This window comes from Variovorax sp. 38R (assembly GCF_014843395.1).
GTDB lineage: Bacteria > Pseudomonadota > Gammaproteobacteria > Burkholderiales > Burkholderiaceae_C > Variovorax > Variovorax paradoxus_H.
In genome coordinates this window covers 245814-267586 of sequence record NZ_CP062121.1, presented here as the reverse complement: position 1 = coordinate 267586, position 21773 = coordinate 245814, and the positions used below count along the sequence as shown (strand labels likewise).

The 21773-nt window shown below is 67.6% G+C and carries 13 protein-coding genes; 5 read left to right on the top strand and 8 right to left on the bottom strand.

All coding sequences use genetic code 11. The annotated features are described in order from the left end of the window. Window positions 1-9 precede the first annotated feature (9 nt). The 7 genes from IG196_RS01165 to IG196_RS01135 form a co-directional block, all read right to left on the bottom strand. Window positions 10-1878, bottom strand: coding sequence for a potassium transporter Kup (locus IG196_RS01165; protein ID WP_192194627.1), 1869 nt, complete (start codon window positions 1876-1878; stop codon window positions 10-12). Window positions 1879-2033: 155 nt separating this feature from the next. Continuing rightward, a complete protein-coding gene (gshA, locus tag IG196_RS01160) occupies window positions 2034-3350 on the bottom strand; it encodes a glutamate--cysteine ligase (protein WP_101488326.1) in 1317 nt (438 codons plus the stop codon). Between the two features lie 184 nt (window positions 3351-3534). After that, a complete protein-coding gene (locus IG196_RS01155) occupies window positions 3535-4827 on the bottom strand; it encodes a glutamate-5-semialdehyde dehydrogenase (RefSeq protein WP_192194625.1) in 1293 nt (430 codons plus the stop codon). A 76-nt stretch (window positions 4828-4903) separates the two neighbouring features. Beyond that, entirely contained in the window at window positions 4904-5974 is a 1071-nt protein-coding gene (gene holA, locus IG196_RS01150; protein WP_192194624.1) for a DNA polymerase III subunit delta, read from the bottom strand. A gap of 21 nt (window positions 5975-5995) precedes the next feature. Further along, window positions 5996-6517 (bottom strand): LPS assembly lipoprotein LptE, encoded by a 522-nt coding sequence (gene lptE / locus IG196_RS01145; RefSeq protein ID WP_192194622.1) that lies wholly within the window; start codon window positions 6515-6517, stop codon window positions 5996-5998. A 35-nt stretch (window positions 6518-6552) separates the two neighbouring features. Beyond that, window positions 6553-9183, bottom strand: a complete 2631-nt coding sequence (gene leuS, locus IG196_RS01140; RefSeq protein WP_192194620.1) for a leucine--tRNA ligase — start codon at window positions 9181-9183, stop codon at window positions 6553-6555. Window positions 9184-9270: 87 nt separating this feature from the next. Continuing rightward, window positions 9271-10755 (bottom strand): flavin-containing monooxygenase, encoded by a 1485-nt coding sequence (locus tag IG196_RS01135; protein WP_192194619.1) that lies wholly within the window; start codon window positions 10753-10755, stop codon window positions 9271-9273. 130 nt (window positions 10756-10885) lie between these two features. Here IG196_RS01135 and IG196_RS01130 point away from each other — a divergent pair, with 130 nt between their 5' ends. Both IG196_RS01130 and glgB read left to right on the top strand, forming a co-directional pair. Continuing rightward, window positions 10886-12550 (top strand): alpha-amylase family glycosyl hydrolase, encoded by a 1665-nt coding sequence (locus tag IG196_RS01130; protein ID WP_192194617.1) that lies wholly within the window; start codon window positions 10886-10888, stop codon window positions 12548-12550. A gap of 5 nt (window positions 12551-12555) precedes the next feature. After that, complete coding sequence (gene glgB, locus IG196_RS01125; RefSeq protein ID WP_192194616.1) at window positions 12556-14742, top strand: 1,4-alpha-glucan branching protein GlgB; 2187 nt, start codon at window positions 12556-12558, stop codon at window positions 14740-14742. A gap of 643 nt (window positions 14743-15385) precedes the next feature. Here glgB and IG196_RS01120 read toward each other — a convergent pair. After that, on the bottom strand, window positions 15386-16351 hold the full coding sequence (locus tag IG196_RS01120) for an IS110 family transposase (RefSeq protein WP_192194615.1): 966 nt from the start codon (window positions 16349-16351) through the stop codon (window positions 15386-15388). A gap of 401 nt (window positions 16352-16752) precedes the next feature. Here IG196_RS01120 and glgX point away from each other — a divergent pair, with 401 nt between their 5' ends. From glgX to glgA, 3 genes are all read left to right on the top strand, one after another. Beyond that, a complete protein-coding gene (gene glgX, locus IG196_RS01115) occupies window positions 16753-18828 on the top strand; it encodes a glycogen debranching protein GlgX (RefSeq protein WP_192194613.1) in 2076 nt (691 codons plus the stop codon). Between the two features lie 84 nt (window positions 18829-18912). Further along, entirely contained in the window at window positions 18913-20250 is a 1338-nt protein-coding gene (gene glgC, locus IG196_RS01110; protein WP_192194611.1) for a glucose-1-phosphate adenylyltransferase, read from the top strand. Window positions 20251-20257: 7 nt separating this feature from the next. Continuing rightward, complete coding sequence (gene glgA, locus IG196_RS01105) at window positions 20258-21727, top strand: glycogen synthase GlgA (RefSeq protein WP_192194609.1); 1470 nt, start codon at window positions 20258-20260, stop codon at window positions 21725-21727. The last annotated feature ends 46 nt before the right edge of the window (window positions 21728-21773 follow it).

Here is a 21773-nt window from a genome sequence, read left to right as displayed (position 1 = left end):
GGGGCGAGCCTAAATTTCGATCTTCGAACCCAGCTCGACCACGGCGTTATTGGGCAGGCCCAGGAAGGCCGCCGCGCCGCTCGCGTTGTGGTGCATCTGCGCGAACAGCTTCTCGCGCCACGGCGCCATGCCGCTGCCCAAGGTGGGGATCACGACGTCGCGCGAGAGGAAGTAGCTGGTCGTCATCGGCTCGAGCTGGCAGCCGCGCATGCGCGCGTTGTCGAGCGCGCGCGGCAGGTCGATGTCGTTCTTGAAGCCGTAGTGCACGATGACCTGCCAGCAGTGGTTGCCCAGTGCATCGATCTCGATGCGCTTGTCCATCGGAATCCAGGGCACCTCGTGGTTGCGCACGGTGACGAACATGTTCTGCTCGTGCAGCACCTTGTTGTGCTTGAGGTTGTGCAGCAGCGCGTTGGGCACCACGCCCGGCTCGGCCGTGAGGAACACGGCCGTGCCGTCGACGCGCGCGGGCGGGCTCATGAACACCGAGCCGAGGAACGACTTGAGGTCGATCGCGTCGGCGTGCTGCGCCTCGCCCATGAGGCGGCGGCCTTCCTTCCAGGTGATCATCAGCGTGAACACGGCGCCGCCGATCAGCAGCGGGAACCAGCCGCCTTCGAACAGCTTGAGCAGGTTCGAGGCGAAGAACAGGAAGTCGACCACGAAGAAGATCGCGGTCGCGCCGATGCACAGCGCCAGCGGCAGCTTCCACGCGTAGCGGATCACGAAGAAGGTGAGGATCGTGGTGATCAGCATGTCGGTGGTCACGGCGATGCCGTAGGCCGCGGCCAGGCTGCTCGAGGTGCGGAACATCACGACCGCCATCACGATGGCGACGAACAGGCCCCAGTTGACCAGCGGAATGTAGATCTGCCCGGCCGTGCGCACGCTGGTATGCTCGATGTTCAGGCGCGGCAGGTAACCCAGCTGGATCACCTGGCGCGTGACGCTGAAGGCGCCGGTGATGAGCGCCTGCGAGGCGATCACCGTGGACAGCGTGGCCAGCAGCACCAGCGGAATGAGCGCCCATTCAGGCGCCATCATGAAGAACGGGTTCTTCACGGCCTCGGGGTTCTCCAGCAGCAGCGCGCCCTGGCCCAGGTAGTTGAGCGTGAGCGCCGGCATGACGACCGAGAACCACGCGATGCGGATCGGCTTCTTGCCGAAGTGGCCCAGGTCGGCGTACAGCGCTTCGGCGCCGGTCACGCACAGCACCATGGCGCCCAGCAGGATGAAGCTGGTGCCCGGGTTGTCCCAGATGAACTTCAGCGCGAACCAGGGGTTCAGCGCCTTGATGATTTCGGGGTGGTGCGCGATCTGCCACACGCCCAGCACGGCAATGGCCGCGAACCACGCCAGCGTGACCGGGCCGAAGAACTTGCCGATGCCCGCCGTGCCGCGCTTTTGCACCGCGAACAGGCAGAACAGCACGACCAGGGTGATCGGGATCACGTAGTGCTTGAAGTGCGGCGACACCACCTCCAGGCCCTCGACCGCCGACAGCACCGAGATGGCCGGCGTGATGACGCCGTCGCCGTAGAAGAGCGAGGTGCCGAAGATGCCGACGACCAGCAGCAGCTGGCGCAGCCTCGGCTTGTCGGTCACGGCTTGGGAGGCCAGCGCGAGCATCGCGACCAGGCCGCCCTCGCCTTCGTTGTCGGCGCGCAGCACGAGCACGACGTACTTGATCGACACGATGACCGTAAGGGTCCAGAAGAACATCGACAGGATGCCGTAGACGTTCTCGACGGTGAACGGCACATGGCCGTGACCGAAGACTTCCTTGACCGCATAGAGAACGCTGGTGCCGATGTCGCCGTAGACGACGCCAATGGCGCCGACGATGAGGCCGGCAGAGATGTTTTTGGGGGCTGACACGAGGTCGATGGGAAAAGGGCGGCTCGCAATGATCGACGCGTCAGTCACGCCGGGGTACCGCGGCCGCGCCGCGCATCCCTCCGCCCTTTGGGTTCCTTTGCTGTGGGGCCGCTATTTTGCCGTTGCCCGCCCGCGCCGCAACCCGCCCCCGCCGCTCATTCGTAGATTTCGGCGTCCGGATCGGTCGCTTCCATCTCGTAACTGGCCGCGACCATGGCCAAACGGCCCACCACGCCATACATGTAAAAACGATTGGGGGCGCTGGCACCGGGCTTGGCGCCCGGTTGCGGCAGCTGCGCGCTTTCCGAGAAAGCCAGCGGCACGTAGCTGGCGCCCGGCTGCTTGAGGTTTTCGTCGGCGGCGCGCTCGGCGTGCACGCGGTAGAAGCCGCCCACCACGTAGCGGTCCATCATGTAGACCACGGGTTCGGCCACGCCGTTGTGCACGCGCTCGTTGGTCAGCACGCCTTCCTGCACGATCAGTTCGGTGGGCTCGCGCAGGTCGCGCCCGGCGCTGGTCTTGGCGGGCGACGAGGTGGCGGTGCGCGACTTGCCGATGAGCGCCTCGACTTCCTTGGCATCGCGCACCGTGACCACGCCGGGGCTGCCGCTGCCGCTGTGGCCGCCCTTGACGACCACGAACGGCTTCTCGTTGATGCCGTATTCCTTGTACTTGCGGCGCACCTTGGTGAGCACTGCATCCACATGGCTGGTGAGCACGTCGATGCCGCGGCCCTCGGCCACGTCGACGCCTTCGGCGCGCGCGTAGATCGGGTTGATCAGCCAGGGGTCGATGCCCAGCAGCTTGCCGAAGCGCTTGCACAGCTCTTCATAGCTGTGCAGGTGATTGCTCTTGCGGCGTACCGACCAGCCCGCGTGCAGCGGCGGCAGCAGGTACTGCTCGTGCAGGTCTTCGAGGATGCCGGGCGTTCCCGCCGAAAGCTCGTTGTTAAGGAGAATTGTGCAGGGATCGAAGTTCTTCAGGCCCAGGCGGCGCTTGGAACGCACCACCGGTTCGAGCGTCACGGTCTCGCCGTTGGGCAGTTCGATCTTCTTGGTCGACTTGATGGCCGGATCGACGGAGCCGATGCGCACATTGAGGCCCGCCATATGGAAGATGCGAACAAGTTGCGCGATGTTGGCGAGATAAAAGGTGTTTTTCGAGTGATTTTCAGGAATGACGAGCAGATTGCGCGCTTCCGGACAGATCTTCTCGATGGCCGCCTGCGCGGCCTGCACTGCCAGCGGCAGCATTTCCTTGGTGAGGTTGTTCCAGCCACCCGGGAACAGGTTGGTGTCGACCGGAGCCAGCTTGAAGCCCGCGTTGCGGATGTCGACGGCGCTGTAGAACGGCGGCGTGTGCTCCATCCACTCGAGGCGGAACCAGCGCTCGATGGCGGGCGTCGAGTCGAGCACCCGCTGCTCCAGTTCGTTGATCGGGCCGGTCAGGGCAGTGACGAGATGCGGAACCATGCAGCGGCCTTGTTGGTTTTGTGCTTAAAGGTGGAGTGGAATTGTAGGATTTGGGGATGGCGCGCCCGATGACAAGCAGCCAACGAGAACAAAGCACCCCAATCCACAACACACGTTGCAAGAACACCGCGGCACGGGCCTCGCCGCGCCGCCGGCCCGATGGCCCCAGCCTTTTCGGACCCGACTAGCTGCGGACTTCGCCCTGCCCCAGCACCACGTACTTGAGCGAGGTCAGGCCTTCGATGCCGACCGGGCCGCGCGCGTGGAACTTGTCGGTGCTGATGCCGATTTCGGCGCCCAGCCCGTACTCGAAACCGTCCGCGAAGCGCGTGCTCGCATTCACCATCACGCTGGCCGAATCGACCTCGCGCAGGAAGCGCTGGGCGTTGATGTGGTCGCGCGTCACGATGGCGTCGGTGTGGTGGCTCGAGTAGCGGTTGATGTGCGCAATGGCCTCGTCGACCCCCGCCACCACCTTCACGCTGATGACGGCGGCCAGGTATTCCTCGGACCAGTCGGACTCGACCGCATCGAGGATCTTCGCCTGCGGATGGTGCGCCTCGCTGGCGCGCAGGATCGCGGCGGCGGCCGGGTCGCAACGCATCTCGACGCCCTTGGCGGCGAAGACGGCGGCGATCTCGGGCAGGAAGTGGTCGGCCACCGACGCCGACACCAGCAGGCCTTCGGCGGCGTTGCAGGGGCTGTACTTCTGGGTCTTGGCGTTGTCGACGATGCGCAGCGCCATGTCGAACTCGGCCGTGTCGTCCACGTAGACGTGGCAGTTGCCGTCCAGGTGCTTGATGACGGGCACCTTGGCGTCGCGGCTGATGCGCTCGATGAGGCCCTTGCCACCGCGCGGAATGATCACGTCGACGAACTCGGGCATGGCGATGAGCTGGCCCACGGCCTCGCGGTCGGTGGTCTGCACCAGCTGCACCACCTCGACCGGCAGGCCGGCTTCGGCCAGCGCCTCGGACACCAGCAGCGCCAGCGCCTTGTTCGACTCGATGGCTTCCGAGCCGCCGCGCAGGATGGCGGCGTTGCCGCTCTTGATCGCGAGGCTCGCGGCCTCGATGGTCACGTTGGGGCGGCTCTCGTAGATCATGCCGAAGACACCGATCGGCACGCGCATCTGGCCCACGCGGATGCCGCTGGGCTGCTGCTTCATGCCGATGATCTCGCCGATCACGTCGGCCATGCCGGCCAGCTGCTCGCAGCCCTCGGCCACGGTTTCGAGGACCTTGGGCGTGAGCTTGAGCCGGTCGACCATCGGGGCCGACAGGCCGGCGGCGGTGGCGCGCGCCAGGTCTTTCTCGTTGGCCGCAGCCAGCTCGGGGCCGACTTCGCGCAGGCGCCGGGCCAGCGCTTTCAGTGCTCTGTTTTTGGTAGCTGCATCCGCACGGGCCATGAGGAATGCAGCGGCTTTGGCTTGCAGACCGAGGGTCTGCATGTGCTCGCTGACGTTGAACGCGTTCATAGCCTCGCATTTTCCCACGCGGACCTTCGGTCCGGCTGACGCGGGCCTTTTGCCGTCTACAGACGGCACGTGGAGGTCAGGCGCGGCGTGGCGCCGCGGCCGTGCTGCAGGCGCGGCACAGCATCAGCGCCAGCCGCTGCAGCGCCTGCCAGCCGCTGGCGGGCCAGTCGGGCTGCTTCAGGCCTTTGCAGATGCCGTCGACCAGGTGGGCCGCGCGCAGCAGGCGGGTCAGCATGCGGTCGTCCAGGCGCGGCAGCACGCGCTCGAAGGCGCGCTCGCGCGGGCCCCAGATGCGGTTCTCGCGCAGCGCCATCGGCAGCGGGCGGCCGGCGGCCATGGCGTCTTTCACGCGCTTGAGGGCGCGAATGTCCTCGGCGATCGTGTAGTGCACCAGCACCTCGGCTTCGCCCTCGGCCTGCAGGCCGTCGAGCATGCGCGCCACGCGCTGCGGGTTGCCGGCCAGCACGGCCTCGGAGAGCTTGAACACGTCGTAGCGCGCCACGTTGTTGACGGCGCCCTCGACCTGCTCCCAGCTCAGCTCGCCGGCCGGGTGCAGCAGTGCGAGCTTCTGGATTTCCTGGTGCGCGGCGAGCAGGTTGCCTTCGACGCGGTCGGCAAAGAACTGCAGGGTGCGCTGGCCTTCGTCGCCGGGCATCACGCGCTGGTTCTGCAACCCGAGGCGCTGCGCAATCCACTGCGGCAGCGCGGCGCGCTCGATCGGGTCGACCTGGAGGCTCACGCCGTTGTTCTCGAGCGCCGAGAACCACGCGCCGGTGCGCGTGGCCTTGTCCAGGCGCGGCAGCATCACCAGCGTGAGCGTGCTGTCGTTGCCCGGCGCCGCTTCGGCCAGCTGCTGCAGCGCGACGCTGCCGTCCTTGCCGGGCTTGCCCGAGGGAATGCGGATCTCGACGATCTGCTTGTCGGCGAACAGCGAGAGCGAGCCCCCGGCCGCGAGCACTGCGCTCCAGTCGAAGTGCGCGCCGGCCACGGTGTACGAGCTGCGCTCGGTGTGGCCCTGGGCGCGCGCGGCGGCGCGGATGGCGTCGGCCGCCTCCTGCGCGAGCAGCGGCTCGTCGCCGTGGATCGTGTAAAGCGGCTTCAGGCCCTTTTGCAGGTGGGCGCCGAGCTGGGCACTGGCAAGTTGCATTGAAAAAAACGGAAGCGACGCTTACAGGGACTGCACCGCGGCCAGCCGGCGCATCAGCTGCTGCGCGATGTCGGCCTGCATGTCGCGGTACAGCAGCTCGGCCTCGCCTTCCTTGGCCAGCGCATTGGTTTCGTTGAAGCTCAGGTCGCGCGTCTGCGAGACCTCGGAGGGCGGCAGCAATTCCTTACCGCCCGGCGTGCGCAGGCTGAAGCGGATGCGCAGGCGCAGCTGCAGCTCGCGCAGCAGGCCGGCGGAGTTGGTCGAGATCACGAAGCGGTCGCGGTCCTCGCCCAGCACGACGAGCACGGCGTCGGCGGTGCTGGCCTCTTCCTTGGGCACCAGCCGCACGTTGCCGGCCGCGCGCAGTTCGCGCCGCAGCTGGTTGATGAGCGCCGTATTGCCTTCGAGCGACAGCGTCTTGAACGCGAAGTTCGGCGCCTGGCGCAGTGCGAAGCCGCAGCCGGACAAGGCCAGCGAAGCCCCCGCGACGCCGAGGCCCAGGAGAAAGCCGCGGCGCGGCTGCGAGGCATTGCGAATGTTCATGCGTCTGTCGTTTCCGTCGTTCTGCAGTGTCGTGTTCAGATGACCACGTTGACCAGGCGCCCGGGCACCACGATCACGCGCTTGGGCGGCGCGCCTTCGGCGAAGTTGACGAAGTCGTCGCAGGCGATCGCCAGCCGCTCGATCTCGTCCTTCGAAGCACCGGCGGGCACCAGCAGCTTGCCGCGCAGCTTGCCGTTGACCTGCAGCATGAGCTCGACCTCGTCCTGCGCCAGCGCAGCCACGTCGACCACGGGCCAGGGCGCGTCGAGCAGGTCGCCCGATGCCTTGTCGTAGCCGAGCTGCTGCCAGAGCTGGTGCGCGATGTGCGGCGTGGCCGGGTAGAGGCAGCGCAGCAGGATGCCGAAGCCCTCGCGCGCGGCGGCCGCGTCGCCCGCGCTGCCATCGGGCTTGAAGCCTTCGAGCGCATTGAGCAGCTTCATCGCGCCCGACACCACCGTGTTGTATTGCATGCGCTGGTAGTCGTAGTCGATCTGGCGCAGCACGGTGTGCACTTCGCGGCGCAAGGCCTGGGCGGGCTTGCCGAAGCTCTGGCCGGCGAGCGCCACCGGTGCCACGTCGGCCTGAGCCACGCCGTAGTTCCACACGCGGCGCAGGAAGCGGTAGCTGCCTTCGACGGCCGCGTCGTTCCACTCGAGCGTGGCTTCGGGCGGCGCGGTGAACATGGTGTACAGGCGCGCGGTGTCGGCGCCGTATTTTTCGATGAGGTCCTGCGGGTCGACGCCGTTGCGTTCGCTCTTGCCCATCTTGCCCACGCCGCCGTACTCGACCTTCGTGCCATCGGCCAGCGTGCCGCCGGTGATGCGGCCCTGCGCGTCGAGCATCGCCGTGACTTCGAGCGGCGGGAAGTAGTCCTTGCCGCCCTTCTCGTTGCGCGAGTAGAAGATGTGGTTGAGCACCATGCCCTGCGTGAGCAGCTTGGCGAAGGGCTCGTCGGCCTTCACGAGGCCCAGGTCGCGCATGACCTTGGTCCAGAAGCGCGCGTACAGCAGGTGAAGAATCGCGTGCTCGATGCCGCCGATGTACTGGTCCATCGGCATCCAGTAGTCGGCACCCTCGGCGACCATGGCCTGGTCGTTCTTGGGGTCGCAGTAGCGCATGAAGTACCACGACGAATCGACGAAGGTGTCCATCGTGTCGGTCTCGCGCCGTGCGGCCTTGCCGCACACGGGGCAGACCACGCCGGCGTGGAAGCCTTCGTGCTTGTTCAGCGGGTTGCCCGAGCCATCGGGCACGCAGTCGGTCGGCAGCACCACGGGCAGGTCCTTTTCGGGGACCGGCACCGCGCCGTGTTCGTCGCAATGGATGATCGGGATCGGCGTGCCCCAGTAGCGCTGGCGGCTCACGCCCCAGTCGCGCAGGCGCCAGGTGGTCTGCAGCTCGCCCAGGTCCTTCTGGCCCAGGGCATGCGCCACGGCGGCCACGGCCTCCTTGTAGGTCATGCCGCTGAAGTTGTCGGAATTGATGGTCACGCCGCGCTGCTTGTCGCCGTACCAGTCCTGCCACTTGTGATAGTCGAAGTGCGGCTCGTCGTCGACCAGCACGACCTGGATGATCTCGATGCCGTACTTGTTGGCGAAGGCGAAGTCGCGCTCGTCGTGCGCGGGCACGCCCATCACGGCGCCGTCGCCGTAGTTGATGAGCACGTAGTTGCCCACCCACACCGGCACCTGCTCGTCGGTGATCGGGTGCTTGACGGTCAGGCCCGTGGGCACGCCCTTCTTCTCTTGCGTGGCCAGCTCGGCCTCGGTCGTCCCGCCGCCCTTGCACTCTTCGATGAAGGCCGCGACCTTCGGGTCGAGCGTGGCGGCGTGCGCGGCGAGCGGATGCTCGGGCGCGACGGCGCAGAAGGTGACGCCCATGATGGTGTCGGCACGCGTGGTGAACACGTACATGCGGCCATCTTGAATCAGCTTGCCGCTCGCGTCCCGGATGTCGTGCGTGAAGGCGAAGCGCAGGCCTTCGCTCTTGCCGATCCAGTTTTCCTGCATGAGCTTGACGCGCTCGGGCCAGCCCGGCAGCTTGTGCTGGGTGTGCTCGAGCAGTTCTTCGGCGTAGTCGCTGATCTTCAGGTAGTAGCCGGGGATCTCGCGGCGCTCGACCGTGGCGCCGGTGCGCCAGCCCTTGCCGTCGATGACCTGTTCGTTGGCCAGCACGGTCTGGTCGACCGGGTCCCAGTTGACGACCTGGGTCTTGCGGTAGGCAATGCCCTTTTCGAGCATCTTCAGGAACAGCCACTGGTTCCACTTGTAGTAGCTCGGATCGCAGGTGGCGATCTCGCGACTCCAGTCGATCGCCAGGCCCATGGCCTGGAGCTGGCCCTTCATGTAGGCGATGTTCTCGTAGGTCCACTTGGCCGGCGGCACGCCGTTCTTCAGCGCCGCGTTCTCGGCCGGCAGGCCGAAGGCGTCCCAGCCCATGGGCATCAGCACGTTGTAGCCGCTCATGCGCAGGTAGCGCGTGAGCATGTCGTTGATCGTGTAGTTGCGCACGTGGCCCATGTGCAGCTTGCCGCTGGGGTACGGCAGCATCGAGCAGGCGTAGTACTTCTTGCGGCTCGCGTCCTCGGTGACACGGTAGACATCGGCGGCGCGCCATTGCGCCTGGGCAGCGGACTCGACGTCGCTGGGTTTGTAGCTGGGGTTCATGACATCTCGGCAGGGCCCGGCTCGACGGCGGCCGGGAAGGCGGATTATCGCGCCGTGCGTGATCGTCTCCCCGGCCCCGAGCCGGAATCAGGCCCTTTCCTGCGGCGGCGGGGCGGGCGTCCACTCGTCGCCGAACAGTTCCGGCTCGCTGTAGGCCTCCAGATTCGCCCAGTGGTGGGCCGCGTCTTCCCGGTAGAACAGGCTGGCGAGCCCCGCCGCCAAGCGCCGCGCGCCGTCGCTGATGGCCGGAATGTCGCCCGACACCGTGCCGTGCGACAGCGCCGCCGGGTAGCAGAAGCAGTGGATGCGATCCAGCCCCGGGCAGGCGCCGGGGGCGTTTTCCTGGAATTCGAAGGCCGGCCCGAGGTCGGGCGAATCGGTCAGTTCGCGGTCTTCATCGCCGGGCGCGGGCGTGAAACGGTCTTTCCAGGTGCGAATGTGCGCGGCAATGCCCGCGAATTCGGGGCGGGCGGCCCAGTCGACCTGGAAACCGGTCGACACAATTAAAAAGTCGAATTCAAAGTCGCCCTTGGGCGTGGTGACACGCAGCGCCTCGCCCTGCGGCACCACAGCCCCGATGGGGCAGCCGAAGTTGAAGAAGGCATTGGCGTGCCGCGACACCCGCAGCGTGCTGCCGTGCGGCGGCGGCACGTTCAGCACGTTGATGTAGTGACGGATGCGCCACTTGAGCTCGTCGGGCAGGTCGTAATGCCCCTGCGTGAGCCCCGGCACACCGGCGCCCTTGCCCTTGTTGACGCGCGGCAGGTCGGGCCGGCGGATCAGCAGCTCGACGCTGTGCGCGCCGGCTTCGAGCGCCGTGCCGGCGCTGTCCATGGCCGAGGAGCCCGCGCCGACCACGCCCACGCGCAGGCCCTTGAGGCGGCCGTAGTCCATCTCGTCGGAGGAATGCGCCCACTTGGCACGCGGCAGGCCGTCGACAAAGGCGGGCACGGCCGGGCCACCGAGGCCGTCGCGGCCGGTGGCCAGCACGACGCGGCGCGCCAGCACGCGGCGTTCGCCCTCGGGCGTGCGCAGGTCCAGGCGCACGGCGCTGGCGTCGGGCAGCGGCTGCAGGCCGGTGACGGCGGTGTCGTTGCGCACGTCCACGCCCATCACGCGGCGGTACCAGATCAGGTAGTCCATCCACTGCAGGCGCGGGATCTTGTCCATCGCGGCCCAGGCTTCTGTGCCGAACTGGGCCTCGAACCAGGCGCGGAAGGTCAGCGAGGGCAGCCCCAGCGCGGGGCCCGTGAGTTCCTTGGGCGAGCGCAGGGCTTCCATGCGCGCCGTGGTGGCCCAGGGGCCTTCGCGGCCGGCCGGCGCGCGGTCGAAGACCACGGCGCGGATGCCTTGCTGCGCCAGCGCGCCCGCCGCCGCCAGCCCGGCCTGGCCGCCGCCGATGATGGCCACGTCGAGCACGGGTTCGCCGTCGATCTGGCGCGGCGGCACCCAGGCGCGGGCGGGCCAGCCGAGGTAGTCGAGGTCCTGGGCGAGCCGGCGTTCGAGCGCGGCGAGGCCGATGGGTGGGACTGAAGGAGCGGAGGGGGAGAAAGCGGTGTCGTCGGTGGTCATCGGTCGGGGGCGGGACGGCAGCGTCCCGCCCTCCTGAATTTACCCACTTCTTGTGCGGCGGCTGTCCGCATCAGCGTACCGCTGGCCCGGATTTCGCGTGCCACAATGAATTTCGACCACAGGGGCAGGCATGAGCGGCAGCAACAGCGAATGGTGGCGGGGCGCAGTGATCTATCAGATCTACCCGCGCAGCTTCATGGACAGCAACGGCGACGGCGTCGGCGACCTGCCCGGCATCACGTCGAAGCTCGACCACGTCGCCAGCCTCGGCGTCGACGCGGTCTGGGTCTCGCCCTTCTTCCGCTCCCCCATGAAAGACTTCGGCTACGACGTGGCCGACTACCGCGCGGTCGATCCGCTGTTCGGCACGCTGGCCGACTTCGACGCCATGCGCGCACGCATGCACGCGCTGGGGCTGAAGCTCATCATCGACCAGGTGCTTTCGCACACGTCCGACCAGCACGCGTGGTTCGTCGAAAGCCGCAGCTCGCGCGACAACCCCAAGGCCGATTGGTACGTCTGGGCCGACCCGAAGCCCGACGGCACGCCGCCCACCAACTGGCTCTCGGTCTTCGGCGGCCCGGCCTGGCAGTGGGACTCGCGTCGGCGGCAGTACTACCTGCACAGCTTTCTCACCGAGCAGCCCGATCTCAACTTCCATTGCGCCGAGGTGCAGGCCGCGCTGCTCGGCGAGGTGCGCTTCTGGTGCGAGCGCGGCGTGGACGGCTTCCGCTTCGACGCCTGCAACCACCAGTTCCACGACGCACTGCTGCGCGACAACCCGCCCGCCACGAGCGCTTCGATCGACGAGGTCAGCACGGTGCGCGCTGACAACCCCTATGCGATGCAGCAGCACCTGTACGACAAGAGCCAGCAGGAGAACCTGGTGTTCCTCGAGCGCCTGCGCCAACTGCTCGACGGCTACGGCGCGGTCGCGCTGGGCGAGGTCGGCGACGAGAACGCGCCGCCCGTCATGGCGCAGTACACCGAACTCGGCAAGCGCCTGCACCTGGCCTACAGCTTCAGCCTGCTGACGGCCGACCACAGCCCGAAGCACCTGCGCCACCAGGTCGAGACGCTCGACGCCGCGCTCGCGCCCACGGGCGGCTGGGGCTGCTGGGCGGTGTCGAACCACGACGTGCCGCGCGTCGCCACGCGCTGGAGCGACGGCAAGGGCCCCGACACGCGCCGCGACCGGCTTTGGCTCGCGCTGCTGCTCGCGCTGCGCGGCAGCGCCAGCCTCTACCAGGGCGAAGAACTGGGCCTGCCCGAGGCCGACGTGCCCTTCGAACTGCTGCAAGACCCCTACGGCCGCGCCTTCTGGCCCGAGTTCAAGGGCCGCGACGGTTGCCGCACCCCGATGCCCTGGATCTCGGGCGCGCCGAACGCCGGCTTCAGCAGCGGCACGCCCTGGCTGCCGGTCGACGGCGCGCACCTGCCGCTGGCCGTCGCGCAGCAGGAGCGAGACCCCGACTCGATGCTGGCCTTCAGCCGCGCGCTGCTGCACTGGCGCCGCACGCAGCCGCTGCTGCGCACGGGCGCGCTGGCGTTCGTCGATGCGCCCGAGCCGCTGCTGCACCTCGTGCGAAGCGAGGGCGACGCGATGCTGCATGCGATCTTCAACACGGGGAGCGAACCGGTGTCGATCCCACTGCCCGCGCTGTGGGTGCCGCTGACCGGGCATCCGCTCGCATCGACCGCGACCGTCACCACCACCGATTCCGAAAAGCCCCTGCTGACACTGGCGCCTTATGGCGTGTGCTTCGGCACGCCCGCCGCAGCAGGAGGACGCTGAACCCCATGCCCCCTTCTTCTCCCTCCCTCCTCAAGCCGGCCGACATCCATGCTCTGATGCGCGCCGAACACGGCGACCCGTTTGCCGTGCTCGGCCCCCACGAGACCGCCGACGGTCTCGAGGTGCGCGCGCTGATGCCCGGCGCGCGGCAGGTGGCCGTGGTGCATTCGCGCACCGGCTGGCCGCTGTCGATCCTCACGCGGCACGAGGGCTCCGACCTGTTCAGCGGCCTCGTGCCCGCGGCCGAGGCGCGCATGGGCTATTCGTTCCAGGTCGACTGGGACGCGGGCCACGCCACGCAGCTCGACGACCCGTACCGCTTTCCTTTCGTGCTCGGCGAGACCGACGTCTGGCTGCTGGCCGAGGGCACCCACCTGCGGCCGTGGGAACGGCTGGGCGCGCACCTGCGCGAGATCGACGGCGTGAAGGGCGTGGCTTTTGCCGTGTGGGCGCCGAATGCGCGGCGCGTGTCGGTGGTGGGCGACTTCAACAACTGGGACGGCCGTCGCCACATGATGCGGCTGCGCCGTGAGTGCGGCGTGTGGGAAATCTTCGCGCCGCACGTCGCCGTGGGCGACAGCTACGAATTCGAAATTCTGTCGGCGCAGGGCGAGGTGCTGCGCAAGGCCGACCCCTTCGCGTTCTCGTCGCAGTTGCGGCCCGGCACCGCCTGCGTCGTGGCACCGCTGCCCGCCCCCGTGCCGATGCCCGCCGGTCGCGCCGAAGCCAACGCGCGCGAGGCACCGATCAGCGTCTACGAAGTGCACCTGGGTTCATGGCGCCGCAAGCACCACGGCCAGGAATGGCTGGACTACCGCGAACTGGCCGACACGCTCGTGCCTTACGTGCGCGACTTGGGCTTCACGCACATCGAGCTGCTGCCCATCACCGAGCATCCCTTCGACGGCTCGTGGGGCTACCAGCCGATCGGCCTTTATGCGCCGACCTCGCGCTTCGGCACGCCCGGCGACTTCCGCCATTTCGTTGAAGCCGCGCATGCCGCGGGGCTGGGTGTGATCCTCGACTGGGTGCCCGCGCACTTTCCGACCGACGCGCACGGTTTGGGCAACTTCGATGGCACCGCGCTGTACGAGTACGCCGATCCGCGCGAAGGCTTTCACAACGACTGGCAGACGCTGATCTTCAACTACGCGCGCACGGAGGTGCGCAACTACCTGGTCGGCAATGCGCTGTACTGGCTGGAGCGCTACGGCGTCGACGGCCTGCGCGTGGATGCGGTGGCGTCGATGCTGTACCGCGACTACAGCCGCAAGGCCGGCGAGTGGGTGCCGAATGCGCAGGGTGGACGCGAGAACCTGGAGGCCATCGATTTTCTTCGCCGCATGAACCGCGTGGTGGGCGTGGAGCGGCCAGGTGCAGTCACGATCGCTGAGGAGTCGACGAGCTTTCCTGGTGTGACGCGACCGCCGGAAGACGGCGGGCTGGGGTTTCACTACAAGTGGAACATGGGGTGGATGAACGACACGCTGGCGTATGCGGGCACCGATCCGGTCTATCGCAAGCACCATCACCAGCAGGTCACTTTCGGGCTGATGTACGCGCACAGCGAGAACTTCGTTTTGCCGCTGTCGCATGACGAGGTGGTGCACGGCAAGGGGTCGATGATCGGGCGCATGCCTGGGGATGAATGGCAGAAGTTTGCGGGGTTGCGCAATCTGTATGGGTATCTCTGGGGTTATCCGGGGAAGAAGTTGCTGTTCATGGGGGGGGAGTTTGCGCAGTACGCGGAGTGGAATGCGGATCGGGGGTTGGACTGGCATTTGCTGGAGCATGCAGGGCATCAAGGGGTGTGGCGGTTGGTGCGCGATCTGAACAATGTGTATCGGCACTTTCCTGCTTTGCATGAGCTGGACCATGAGGGTTCTGGATTTGAGTGGCTCGTGCATGACGATGTGGCGCAGTCGGTGTTTGCGTTTGTTCGTCGGGGGCGGGATGGGGCGTTTGTGGTGGTGGTTTGTAACTTCACGCCTGTGGCTCGGCATGACTATCGGCTGGGGGTTCCTTGTGCTGGTTCGTACCGGGAAGTGATCAATACCGATGGGGTTGTGTATGGGGGGAGCGGTGTTGGGAACGGCGTAGTCGAGAGTGCTTCGATGCCTTGGCATGGGAAGGCTGATTCGATCGTGATCAGCGTGCCGCCTCTCGCTACTTTGATGTGGGTGGTGGCTTGAACCGCTCTGTGCTGGCTTGTGTTCCGAGGCCGGGTCTCGCCCCGGCGGGCGACCTACTTTTCTTTGCTTCGCCAAAGAAACGTAGGCAAAAGAAAGGCGACCCTACTGTCTGCGTCCCTCCGCTTCGCTGCGGGCAACCTGCGGTGCTCACGTTTCGCGGGGTCTCGCCCAAACTCGCTTCGCTCAAACAAGGGCGAGCCCTGATCCGCGAAACGCTGCGCTCCTCGGCGCATACAGAAGGGATTTGGGGTCCAGCAGGCCTTCGCTTCGCTCGGCCAGTCCACGGGCCTTCGCTTCGCTCGGCAGGGATGGGCGCCTCTGGGCTTGAAGACACGCCGGGCTTCGCTTGGCCGTTTGACTGGCTCCCTCTCCCTCTGGGAGAGGGTTGGGGTGAGGGCCGACGGCACAGAAACATCGCCTGGCCCGCACAAAGGCCGATGCCCTCACCCCCGCCCTCTCCCCAAGGGGAGAGGGCGCCAGTCCAGCCGCCGAACGAAGCAGCGGCCCAACCACAACAAGGCCGAGCGAAGCAAAGGCTCGATTGCAAGCCGAGCAAAGCGATGGCCCGTTCGGTGCCCACCCCCTCTGTATGCGCCGAGGAGCGCAGCGTTTCGCGGATCAGGGCTCGCAGCTGTTTGAGGTTCTATGTTTTTTGCAAGTCGTTTGTAGGCATCAGACGAGCCGGATCGAACGCGCCATCGCCTTTCCAGAGCGCAAACGCCACGCGCAGCAGCTTGCGTCCCAGGATGACGAAAGCCTCCGTGCTCGCGAAGCCTTTGGCCCTGATCGACTCGTACAACAGCTTGAGCGCCTTGCTATGACTCGCCGAGAAGCCCACCAGGTAGATCTGCCGGCGCAACGGCGACGGCCCCTTCTTGCTCAAGCGACGTCTGCCACGCTTGGTGCCCGAGTCATTGGGCCGAGGGTCCAGCCCGCAGTACGCCACCAGCGCATCCGCATTGGCGAACTCGAAGCGACTGAACAACGTCGCCAGCAGCGCCGACGTCTGCGCACCGATGCCCGTGATCGTGCGCAATCTCTGGCATCCGCTACGCAGTCGTGCATCACTGGCGATCAGCTCTTGCACCTTCTCGTCCATCGCGCCCAGCAAGCCATCCAGGGCGTCGTACACGCCGCTGGCATCGATGTCTCGAACATCCACGCCGCTCACGATCTGCTTCAAGGCCGAGCGCTGCGTCGCCAGCTGTGCCCGACGGGTGAGCAGGTCCTGCAGCCGCTGCTGCACCGAACTGGCAGGCTGCCAGGGATGCAGATGTTCATGGTGCTCGGCCAGATAGCGGGCAATGACCCCAGCATCCACGCCGTCGGTCTTGGCCCGGGTGCCCAGGGCCCGGGCGTAGAAGTACACGTCGCGCGCGTTGAGCACGTACACCGTCAGACCGGCCTGACTCGCCAGATGAGCCAGCAGGCCGTGATACCGGCCTGTCGATTCCATCGCGATGAGGGCGCCGGGCGGCACCTCTGCCAGCCAGTTGGCAATGCAGGTCGCGTCATTGCCAACGCTGCGAGGTCGGTGTTCAGGCCCCAGCGAAACGACCAGCTCGGCCTTGGAAACATCCACGCCGATGAACAGGGTGGGTTCTTGCATGACAGCACCTCCAGTCGGACAATTTGCCAAGCTGGGGTGCAGCCCACCGACCACGTTTGCTTGCGTCCAGATCGGCGGTCGTCCCGTTCACAACGGGACTCCGCTCAGTTCCTAATCGACGTTGGAAGGTGGGGCGGGAGAAATCTCAAGACTGTCGGTCCGCTGCCGCGGCCGAGTGCGAAGCGAGTCCCTCCACCCCAGCACCTCAACCATACAAGCGAAGCGAGTTCTGCGAGACCCCGCGAAACGCGAGCACCGCAGGTTGCCCGCAGCGAAGCGGAGGGTCGCAGACAGTGGGGTCGCCTTTCTTTGCTTACTTTCTTTGGCGAAGCAAAGAAAGTGAGTCGCCCGCCGGGGCGAGTCCCGGCCTCCGAAAGAAAACCCGCAGGGAAGCCAACAACATGCTGAGCCCAGGCAGCCCCCTCCCTTTGGGCGCAATCCCATCGCAGCAAGGCGTCAACTTCGCAATCGCAGCCCCAACAGCAAGCAAAGTAGAACTCTGCCTCTTCGACAACACAGGCAGCAACGAACAGCAGCGCCTAACGCTCCCAGAATGCACAGACGGCATCTGGCACGGCCTGCTCCCCAACGCAAGACCAGGCCTGATCTACGGCTACCGAGTCCACGGCCCCTGGGCCCCCGCAGAAGGACAGCGCTTCAACCCCGTCAAGCTCCTCCTCGACCCCTACGCCCGAGAAATCGTCGGCCACTACAACGGCAGCGACCTCTTCCTAGGCCATGACCCAAAAAACCCAACCCAACGCGACAACAGAGACAACGCCCCCATCGCACTCAAGGCCCGCGTAACAGCACCCAGCAACACGCCCCAAACCACAGGCCGCGCCCACATCCCCCCCAGCGACCGCGTCCTCTACGAGTTGCACATCCGCAGCCTCACCCACCAACACCCGGGCGTACCCGAACCCTTGCGCGGCACCTACGCAGGCCTAGCAGAACCCGCCGTGCTCGACCACCTGCAACGCCTGGGTATCACCACCCTCAGCCTCATGCCCGTGCAACACCGCGCCGACGAACCGCGCCTGCTCGCCAAAGGCCTGACCAACCACTGGGGCTACAACACCATCGGCTGGTTCGCCCCCGAAGCGCGCTTCTGGAGCGGCCGTCCCGGCACCACGCCCGCCAGCGAGTTCCGCGCGATGGCCGATGCGGTGCATGCGCGCGGCATGGAGCTGGTGATCGACGTGGTCTACAACCACAGCGCCGAAAGCGACGAGCTCGGCCCGACGCTCTCGCTGCGCGGCATCGACAACGCCCTGTACTACCACCTGCGCGCAGACGACCGCTCACTGTACGAGAACTGGGCCGGCACCGGCAACTGCCTCAACCTCGGCGAGCCACGCGTGCTGCAGCTCGTGATGGACAGCCTGCGCTTCTGGGCCTGCGAGATGGGCGTCGACGGCTTCCGCTTCGACCTCGCGCCCGTGCTGGGCCGCGACGCGCAGCGCGGCTTCGATGCGCGTGCGCCTTTCTTCGCGGCCATCGCGCAAGACCCGGTGCTGTCGCGCACGCTGCGCATCGCGGAGCCCTGGGACATCGGCCCCGGCGGCTACCGGCTCGGCGAGTTTCCGCCCGGCTGGCTCGAATGGAACGACCGTTTCCGCGACACGCAACGCGGCTTCTGGCTGCGCCAGGGGCGCGAGGGCGCCACCGGGCTGGGTGACTTCGCGCACCGCTTCACCGCCTCCAGCGCGAGCTTCGCGCACGATGGCCGCGCACCGACCGCGAGCGTCAACTTCATCACCGCGCACGACGGCTTCACGCTGCGCGACCTCGTGAGCTACGAGTCGCGCCACAACCTCGCCAACGGCGAAGACAACCGCGACGGCCATGCGCACAACCTGAGCACCAACTGCGGTGTCGAAGGCCTGAGCGACGACCCCGCCGTGCGCGCGATGCGCGCCCGCCTGCAACGCACGCTGCTCGCCACGCTGCTGCTGTCGCAGGGCACGCCGATGCTGCTGGCCGGCGACGAACTCGGCCACAGCCAGAACGGCAACAACAACGCCTACTGCCAGGACAACGAGACCACCTGGCTCAACTGGATCGGGCTGTCCGACCCGGCCAGCGAACGCGCGCGGCTGACCGCGTTCGTCGCGCGCCTCACCGCCCTGCGGCGCGAGGCGCCGGCGCTGCGCAGCGCGCACTGGTGGCCCGCCGAGCCGCCAGCCAGCGCACCGCCAGGCCTGCGCTGGCTGCGCCCCGACGGCCAGCCGATGGCACCGGCCGACTGGCACGCAGGCACGGCCCTTGCGATCCTGTTCGGGCATGCCGAGGACGCCTGGCTGGTGCTGGTGAATGCGGGTCCGAGCCCCGTCACCTTCACGTTGCCGGATGGCGACTGGCGCTGCTGCCTTGCCACCGATGCCGAAGACCCCGATGAGCTGCGCACTGCGCCCCGCCTGCTGGGCCGCGCGGTGGAGGTGCCGGTTTCGAGCCTCTGGCTTGCAAGAACGTAGGAGCCAAGCCCGCGGCACAGTGCCAGACTCGGTGCGGACACTCTGACGACGACGAATTCAACAAGCGAACGAACGGAGACACAGATGGACAAGCTCAACACCCGGGCCACACAGGCCCCGCAGGCGCCCCTGCAGGCCCATCAACTGGTCCGCCGCACCATCGCGCTGGTGCTGGCCGGCGGCCGGGGCTCCCGCCTCAAGCAGCTCACCGATCGCCGCGCCAAGCCGGCCGTGTACTTCGGCGGCAAGTTCCGCATCATCGACTTCGCGCTGTCCAACTGCCTGAACTCCGGCATCCGGCGCATGGCGGTGGTCACGCAGTACAAGTCGCACTCGCTCATGCGCCACCTGCAGCGCGGCTGGAGCTTCCTGCGTGCCGAACTCAACGAGATGGTCGACGTGCTGCCCGCGCAGCAGCGCATGGGCGACGAGCACTGGTACCGCGGCACGGCCGATGCGGTGTTCCAGAACCTGGACATCATCAGCACCCGCTCCACGCCGCACGACTACGTGGTGGTGCTGGCCGGCGACCACATCTACAAGATGGACTACTCCATCATGCTCAAGGACCACGCCGAGCGCGGCCTGGGCTGCACGGTCGGCTGCATCGAGGTGCCGCGCATGGAGGCCACGGCCTTCGGCGTGATGGCGGTGGACGATGGCCGGCAGATCACGAGCTTCCTCGAGAAGCCCGCCGACCCGCCCGCCATGCCGGGCCACCCCGACATGGCACTGGCCAGCATGGGCATCTACATCTTCGACTCGGCCTACCTGTACCGGCTGCTCGAGGAAGACAACGCCAACCCCGACTCGAGCCACGACTTCGGCAAGGACATCATCCCGCGCGCCGTGGCCGAGGGCCGCGCGCTGGCGCATCCGTTCAGCATGTCGTGCGTCACGCGCGCCTCGCGCGGACCCGACGCCAAGGCCTACTGGCGCGACGTGGGCACGATTGATGCATTCTGGGCAGCCAACCTGGACCTGGCCTCGATCACCCCGGAGCTCGACATCTATGACACGGACTGGCCCATCTGGACCTACCAGCGGCAGCTGCCGCCGGCCAAGTTCGTGCTCGACCGCGAGGGCAAGCACGGCATGACGGTCAACACCATCGTCTCGGGCGGCTGCATCGTTTCGGGCTCGAAGATCAGCAGCGCGGTGCTGTTCTCGGGCGTGCGCATCCACTCCTTCTGCGAGATCAACGAAGCCGTGCTGCTGCCCGACGTGGAAGTGGGCCGCGGCTGCCGGCTGAACCGCGTGGTGATCGACCGCGGCTGCGTGATCCCCGACGAGACGGTGATCGGCGAAGACGCCGAGGCCGATGCCGCGCGCTTCGAGCGCACCGAAACGGGCGTGGTGCTGGTCACGCGCGAAATGCTGCACCGGCTGGCGCCCGACCCCGTGCCCGCTGCCGCTTCCTGATCACACCATGCGCATCCTGCAGGTCAGCGCCGAGCTGTTTCCCCTCCTCAAGACCGGCGGCCTGGCGGACATCGCCGGCGCCCTGCCCCTGGCGCTCATGGCCGCGGGGCAGGACGCGCGTGCGCTGCTGCCGGGCTTTCCCGCCATCGTCGCCGGCGTGCGCGACCTGACGCCGGTGGCCGAGTTCACCGCGCCCTGGGGCGAACGCTTCGGCCTGCGCGCCGGGCATGTCGCCATTGCCGGCGCACCGCCGCTTCCCACCTACGTGATCGACGCGCCCGCGCTCTACGACCGGCCCGGCAATCCGTACGAAGGCACCACGCGTCAGCCCTACAGCGACAACCACCGGCGCTTCGCGCTGCTGGGCTGGGCGGCGGCGCAGCTCGCGCAAGGACTCGACCCCGGCTGGCGGCCCGACATCGTGCACGCGCACGACTGGCACGCGGCGCTCGCGCCCGCCTACCTGGCCTTCGCGCGGCGCGCAGGTGGCCCGCACGTGGGCACCGTGTTCACCGTGCACAACCTCGCCTACCAGGGCCTGTTCGCGCCGAAGCACTTCGCCGAACTCGGCCTGCCGGCGTCGGCCTTCCACATGAACGGCTTGGAGTACCACGGCCAGGTTTCCTTCATGAAGGGCGGCCTCTGCTTTGCTGACCAGCTCACCACCGTGAGCCCGACCTACGCGCTCGAGATCCAGACGCCCGAACAGGGCTGCGGCCTCGACGGCCTGCTGCGCCAGCGCAGCAACGTGCTCAGCGGCATCCTCAACGCGGTGGACGACCAGGTCTGGAACCCGTCCACCGACGCCGCGCTGGTGCAGGGCTATCAAACGCCCGAAGGCCGCCACATGGCCGGCAAGGCGCGTTGCAAGTCGGTGCTGCAGCGCCAGCTGGGGCTGGCCGAGCGCCCCGACGCGCCGCTGTTCATCGTGGTGAGCCGGCTCACCGAACAGAAGGGCCTGCACCTCGTGCTCGGCGGCCTCGACACGCTGCTCGCGCAGGGCGGCCAGCTCGCGTTGCTGGGCAGCGGCGAAGGCTGGCTCGAAGAGGCCTTCCGCCAGCGCGCGGCAGCGGCGCCCGAATCGGTGAGCGTCACGATCGGCTACGACGAGACGCTCGCGCACCAACTCTTCGGCGCAGGCGACGTAACGCTCGTGCCGTCGCTGTTCGAGCCCTGCGGCCTCACGCAGATGTACGGCCTGAAGTACGGCAGCCTGCCGCTGGTGCGCCGCGTGGGCGGGCTGGCCGACACGGTGGTCAATTGCACGCTGGAAGACATGGCCAGCGGCGCGGCCACCGGCTTCGTGTTCGACCGCTTCGAAGACGCCGACTACGACCGCGCCCTGCGCCGCGCCTTCGCGCTCTACCAGCGCGCCCCCGACTGGCGCCGCGTGCGCGGCAACGCCATGCGGCGCCCGGCCGACTGGGGCACCGCAGCCGCGCAGTACATCGATGTGTATCAACGGGCGTTGGCCTGAACGACCGCCCCACACCCCACACCCCACAACCCACCCCGAGAACGCC

Bases quoted from the DNA above. Each gene is read 5' to 3' on its own strand.
- gshA (WP_101488326.1), bottom strand. From the start codon at position 3,350: ATGGTTCCGCATCTCGTCACTGCCCTGACCGGCCCGATCAACGAACTG.
- IG196_RS01155 (WP_192194625.1), bottom strand. From the start codon at position 4,827: ATGAACGCGTTCAACGTCAGCGAGCACATGCAGACCCTCGGTCTGCAA.
- holA (WP_192194624.1), bottom strand. From the start codon at position 5,974: ATGCAACTTGCCAGTGCCCAGCTCGGCGCCCACCTGCAAAAGGGCCTG.
- lptE (WP_192194622.1), bottom strand. From the start codon at position 6,517: ATGAACATTCGCAATGCCTCGCAGCCGCGCCGCGGCTTTCTCCTGGGC.
- leuS (WP_192194620.1), bottom strand. From the start codon at position 9,183: ATGAACCCCAGCTACAAACCCAGCGACGTCGAGTCCGCTGCCCAGGCG.
- IG196_RS01135 (WP_192194619.1), bottom strand. From the start codon at position 10,755: ATGACCACCGACGACACCGCTTTCTCCCCCTCCGCTCCTTCAGTCCCA.
- IG196_RS01130 (WP_192194617.1), top strand. From the start codon at position 10,886: ATGAGCGGCAGCAACAGCGAATGGTGGCGGGGCGCAGTGATCTATCAG.
- glgB (WP_192194616.1), top strand. From the start codon at position 12,556: ATGCCCCCTTCTTCTCCCTCCCTCCTCAAGCCGGCCGACATCCATGCT.
- IG196_RS01120 (WP_192194615.1), bottom strand. From the start codon at position 16,351: ATGCAAGAACCCACCCTGTTCATCGGCGTGGATGTTTCCAAGGCCGAG.
- glgX (WP_192194613.1), top strand. From the start codon at position 16,753: ATGCTGAGCCCAGGCAGCCCCCTCCCTTTGGGCGCAATCCCATCGCAG.
- glgC (WP_192194611.1), top strand. From the start codon at position 18,913: ATGGACAAGCTCAACACCCGGGCCACACAGGCCCCGCAGGCGCCCCTG.
- glgA (WP_192194609.1), top strand. From the start codon at position 20,258: ATGCGCATCCTGCAGGTCAGCGCCGAGCTGTTTCCCCTCCTCAAGACC.